This window comes from Mesorhizobium sp. M7A.F.Ca.US.005.03.1.1 (assembly GCF_003997975.1).
Classification (GTDB): domain Bacteria; phylum Pseudomonadota; class Alphaproteobacteria; order Rhizobiales; family Rhizobiaceae; genus Mesorhizobium; species Mesorhizobium ciceri.
Genome location: NZ_RZRO01000183.1, coordinates 1 through 5,256, shown reverse-complemented (window position 1 = coordinate 5,256; position 5,256 = coordinate 1). Strand labels below are relative to the sequence as shown.

At 60.4% G+C, this 5,256-nt stretch carries 5 protein-coding genes; all 5 read right to left on the bottom strand.

What is annotated here, in order from left to right; all coding sequences use genetic code 11:
- The coding region (locus EN990_RS34740) for an alcohol dehydrogenase catalytic domain-containing protein (RefSeq protein ID WP_164766224.1) at positions 1-214 on the bottom strand (214 nt) is incomplete at its 3' end.
- Positions 214-1,401, bottom strand: a complete 1,188-nt coding sequence (locus EN990_RS34735; RefSeq protein WP_127368621.1) for a glycine C-acetyltransferase — start codon at positions 1,399-1,401, stop codon at positions 214-216. The genes EN990_RS34735 and EN990_RS34740, both read right to left, overlap by 1 nt.
- Positions 1,402-1,439: 38 nt before the next feature.
- Entirely contained in the window at positions 1,440-2,384 is a 945-nt protein-coding gene (locus EN990_RS34730; RefSeq protein WP_127368619.1) for a homoserine kinase, read from the bottom strand.
- 37 nt (positions 2,385-2,421) lie between these two features.
- The gene (gene thrC, locus EN990_RS34725; RefSeq protein ID WP_245460928.1) at positions 2,422-3,951 is read right to left on the bottom strand and encodes a threonine synthase; all 1,530 of its coding nucleotides are present in this window, start codon (positions 3,949-3,951) and stop codon (positions 2,422-2,424) included.
- Between the two features lie 67 nt (positions 3,952-4,018).
- Positions 4,019-5,256: FAD-binding oxidoreductase (locus EN990_RS34720; RefSeq protein ID WP_164766223.1), on the bottom strand; the 1,238-nt coding region annotated here is incomplete at its 5' end.

Below are 5,256 nucleotides of genomic sequence, written 5' to 3'. Positions count from 1 at the left end.
TGCCGACGAATTCATGGCCCGTCACCATCGGCACCGGCACCGTCTTCTGCGCCCACTGGTCCCAATTGTAGATGTGCACGTCGGTGCCGCAGATCGCCGTCTTCTTGATCTTGATCAGCACGTCGTTAGGGCCGATTTCCGGCACCGGCACCTCTTCCATCCAGATGCCTGGTTCGGCGCGAGTTTTGACGAGTGCGCGCATAATGTTGGACATCAGCCAATCACTCCGAGTTCGAGGCCGACCTCACCGAACGCTGCAATTGCCCGATCGATATCGGCTGTCGAATGGGCGGCCGACATCTGCGTCCTGATCCGCGCTTGGCCTTTCGGCACCACCGGGAAGGAAAAGCCGATCACATAGATGCCGCGCTCAAGCAGCATGTCGGCCATCTGCGAAGCCAGCACGGCATCGCCGATCATCACCGGAATGATCGGGTGGTCAGCTCCAGCCAATGTGAAGCCGAGCTTTTCCATACCGGAGCGGAAGCGTTGCGCGTTCTCGTAGAGACTTTCACGCAGCCCGTCGCCCCTCTCGATGATGTTGAACACCTTGAGCGATGCTGCCGCGATCGCTGGCATCAGTGTGTTGGAGAAGAGGTAAGGCCGCGATCGCTGGCGCAGCCAGTCAACCACCGGCCTGCTCGCCGCCGTATAGCCACCCGAGGCACCCCCCAGCGCCTTGCCCAGCGTACCGGTGATGATGTCCACCCTGCCCTCGACACCGCAATATTCCGGCGTGCCACGGCCATGCTCACCGACGAAGCCGACAGCGTGGCTGTCGTCCACCATCACCATTGCATCATATTTTTCCGCGAGGTCGCAGACGCCCGCCAAATTCGCGATGATGCCGTCCATCGAGAAGACGCCGTCAGTGGCGATGAGCTTGAAGCGGCTGCCTTCAGCCTTTTTCAGTTCTTCCTCGAGGCTCTCCATGTTGTTGTTGGTGTAGCGGAAGCGTTTCGCTTTGGAGAGCCGCACGCCGTCGATGATCGAGGCATGGTTGAGCGCGTCGGAGATGATCGCATCCTCTTCCGAAAGCAGCGTCTCGAACAGGCCGCCATTGGCGTCGAAGCAGGAACCATAGAGGATCGTGTCTTCCATGCCGAGGAAGCTCGATATCTTTGCCTCGAGCTGCTTGTGTTCCTCTTGTGTGCCGCAGATGAATCGCACCGACGCCATGCCATAGCCGTATCGGTCGAGCGCGGCCTTCGCCGCCTCACGCAGCTCTTCGCTGTCGGCGAGGCCGAGATAGTTGTTGGCACAGAAATTGAGCAGCTTGCGGCCGCCAACCTCGATCTCGGACGACTGGGACGAGGTGATGACGCGCTCGCGTTTGTACAGGCCCTCCGTCTCGATCTGCGAAAGCAGCTCGCGAACGTGGTCGTTGAGAGACGGTGCCATCCTGCCTTCGCTTCCACTGATGATCTTCGCAGCCTTGCTCATACGATTTCTCCCCTGTGCACGCATAACATACGCTCGAAGTAGCTTGGATCGTGCGCTTTGAGGATTGCAGCCTCCCGAGGCTGGTACAGATCCCACAGACGCGATAGCCAAAAGCGAAATGCTCCAGCGCGTTGCATCGCGGGAAGCAATATGCGTTCGGCTGGTGTAAGCGCTCGAACGGACCCATAAGCGCCTAAGAAAGCGGCTGCTCGCTCACTGTCTTGGCGGCCGGTGCAGTCATCGACACACCAGTCGTTGAGGCACACAGCAATATCGAAAAGGAAGGCGTCGCATCCGGCGAAGTAGAAATCAAAGACGCCGGTCAGATGACTGCCGGCAAACAACACATTGTCACGAAAGAGATCGGCGTGCACCGGCCCCCTGGGGAGTTGTTCGTAGGTGGGAGACACAGCAATTTGGTTCTGAAAGGTAAGCTCGCTGGTGAGCCGCGACCGTTGTCCATCGGACACGTATTGGCCGACCACCGGCACCACCTCGTTCCACCACTCGAGACCTCGCGGATTGACCTGGTGTCGTGGGTAATCGGTCCCGGCCACGTGTATTCGCGCCAGGATCTCCCCGATAGAGCGACAATGTGACACTGTCGGTGCTGTCACGCTTTCGCCAGGAAGCCTGTTGACGACCACAGCAGGCCGGCCTTTCAGCGAGTGAAGGATTTCGGCACTCGCGTTGGCAACCGGATTCGGGACCGGCATTCGCCGCGCCGCAAGGTGTTTTATGAGATGAAGGTAGAAAGGCAATTGTTCGAATGTGAGGCGCTCAAACAAGGTGAGCACATACTCTCCGGTTTCGGTATCTACGAAGTAGTTCGTGTTCTCAATTCCGGTCGTAATGCCCCGAACAGAACGCGGCCAGCCCAGACCCAGCGCCCCAAAGAGCGCTGCGACTTCGTCGACTGATAGCTCCGTATATACAGCCATGGCGGAAATAGCGGTCTCCGATTGTTCAAACAGTTCTTCAGCGGGCCGCAGCCTGCAAAATTTCGGCGACGTGGGTCTTTACGGTCTGTGTATCGGCGGGAAGGACCTTAAATCGTCTCGGCAAGTCTTCTATTCCATCGAACCGTTTTGGACGACATGGCTCGTGGCCCAAAGCCTCCCTGATGGTCTCCGCGAATTTGACCGGCAGGGCCGTCTCGAGCACGATCATCGGCATCTCCAGAACGGAGTGCCTGCGAGCGACCGTGATGCCGTCAGCTGTGTGTGGGTCGACCAGCGTGTTGAAGCGGCGCCAAGTGTCACGGATCGTTTCCAACCGGTCGGCGTGCGTGCTCTTGCCGCTGCAGAAGCCAAAACGAGCGGCCACCTGCGCGAAGGCGGAATCGCCACTGAGATCGAACTGTCCTCGTCGCCTGAGTTGGTCGTCGAACATTGATTTCGTCCGGCCCGCATCGCGACCGAGCAGTTCAAAGACGAAACGCTCAAGATTGGAGGCCTTGGAAATGTCCATCGATGGGCTTGATGTTTCATACGTGTCCGCGCGGCCCCGCAAGCGATACACGCCGGTGCGGAAAAACTCATCGAGCACATCGTTCTCGTTGGTTGCAACGACGAGACGGGATATGGGAAGCCCCATCATGCGCGCAACGTGACCAGCACAGATGTTTCCGAAGTTCCCCGAAGGAACGGTGAAGTCGACCTCTGATGTGTTCCCCGCGTTGACCTGGAAGTAGGCGGAGAAGTAGTAGACGACCTGAGCCACCAGCCTGGCCCAGTTGATCGAATTGACGGCGCCTATCCGGTGGCGCCTCTTGAAGTCACCATCGCCGGACACGGCTTTCACGATGTCCTGGCAATCGTCAAAGACCCCTTCGATGGCGATGTTATGGATGTTTTCGTCCTGCAGGCTGAACATCTGAGCTTGCTGAAAGGTGCTCATGCGTCCGTGCGGCGACATCATGAAGACCCGCACCCCCTTCTTGCCGCGCATGGCATATTCCGCCGCGCTGCCCGTGTCGCCACTGGTCGCCCCGAGGATGTTCAGTTCCTCACCCCGCCGCGCCAGTTCATACTCTAGGAGATTGCCAAGCAACTGCATCGCCATGTCCTTGAACGCCATCGTGGGGCCGTTGGACAGTTCCGCCACGTGGAGACACGTTTCAAGCGCGCGCACCGGCACGATCCTGGTCGTCCCGAAAACCTCGGGCGTATAGGTCTTCGCGCAGATGGTCTTAAGATCGGCGGGCGGAATATCGTCGATGTAGAGCGACAGGATCTCGAAGGCGAGGTCCGGATAGGACAGCCTCCGCCACCGATCCAGCATGGCGTCATCCACGAGCGGGTACGTCTCGGGCACATAGAGCCCGCCATCCGGCGCCAGACCTTCAAGCAGTATCTCGCAAAACTTCCTGCGTTGGGGGTGGCCTCGCGTCGAGATGTAGTGCATGTGATGCTCCTCCTTGTCGGCGCGCTCGTTCAGCCGGGGCCGCAGCGCTGCATGGTCAATGGGCCGCCCAGCTTCAGCCGTCAGCGTCTGGCCTGCCACCATGCGATCTTGTCCTGCAGGCCATAGCGGCGATTGTTGGTGGGCGTCAGGCCTGACTTCCGGCTGATCTTCAGATAGCGGCGATGTCCAGCTTCGAGCCGTCGACCAGACGCGACAGGCGGAGCGGTGTAGGATCGACGCAAGGCGTGTCGTCTACGACAAGCTGTGCGGCCAGATAACCAAGCCCCGGGCCCAAACCGAAGCCGTGGCCCGAGCAGCCCGCCGCGAGGAAGAGGCCTTTTACCCCGTCCACCTGCGACACCACGGGCACTGCGTCCGGCGTGCAATCGACGAAGCCGCCCCAGGCACTATCGATCTCTATATCGCCGAGTTGGGGGAAGGTCTTCCGGACACTCTCCACCACTTGGCTTACCAGCCATTTTAAGGGTGGAGGGTCCAGCACCCGATTCTGTTCGAAGATCCGATCGTCGTTGGTCAGCAGCGCCGGCATTGAATCCGGCCCCGAAAGGAACGATTGGCCGATGCCGAGCCTGACGTTCTTTAGGCGACGCAAGAATTGCGGCATGAATTCCCGGCTATACCGGATAGCCTGGGGCGTGATTTCGAGGTTCGCCTTGCCACTGATCGCAAGCGTATAGCTGCCGTCCAGTCGGCGCGTGATCGTGCAGTAGGGTGTGGAGATCGCCTCGCCTATGTTGATTGTGGGGGTGGAACGCAGCGCGGTCTGCCGGATGCTCGCTTGGGGGAAACTGATCCCGAGCGGCCTAAGGAAGCGCGAGGACCAGGCGCCAGCGGCGCACAGCACCGCGCTGGTTCTGATGTAGCCCTTCTCCGTGTGCACGCCCGCAATCTTGCCATTGGCCAAGTCGAGCGCCCGCGCGGCGCATTCCTGGTGGATGGTGGCGCCCAGAGCTCTGGCCCCCTCGGCGATAGCCGGTGCGGCAAGCGCAGGCTCGGCCTTGCCATCCCGGCCCGAATAGGTCCCGCCGACCCATTTGTCGCGCGCTTCGGGGACGCGCTCGGCCACCTCCGCCCGGCTCAGCATGCGGGTGTCGACCTCGTACTCCCTGGCGACCTCGCGCCACCTTTCCCAACCGGCGAGCACAGCCTCGTCGTGAGTCGCAGAGACCAGACCGCAGCGTCGAAATCCAAGATCGCGATTGATATCGCGCGTCAGCTCGTCCCATAGTCGCATGGAGATCACCGAGAGCGCCAGTTCGCGCCGATCGCGGTTCTGCTGGCGGCACCAACCCCAGTTTCGGCTCGATTGTTCACAGGCGACGTGGCCCTTCTCGAGCAGAGCCACAGAGAGGCCACGCTTCGCCAGGAAATAGGCGGCCGTAGACC

Excerpts from the sequence above, each read along its gene's own strand:
- thrC (WP_245460928.1), bottom strand. The coding sequence starts at position 3,951 with ATGGTGGCAGGCCAGACGCTGACGGCTGAAGCTGGGCGGCCCATTGAC.
- EN990_RS34730 (WP_127368619.1), bottom strand. The coding sequence starts at position 2,384 with ATGGCTGTATATACGGAGCTATCAGTCGACGAAGTCGCAGCGCTCTTT.
- EN990_RS34735 (WP_127368621.1), bottom strand. The coding sequence starts at position 1,401 with ATGGCACCGTCTCTCAACGACCACGTTCGCGAGCTGCTTTCGCAGATC.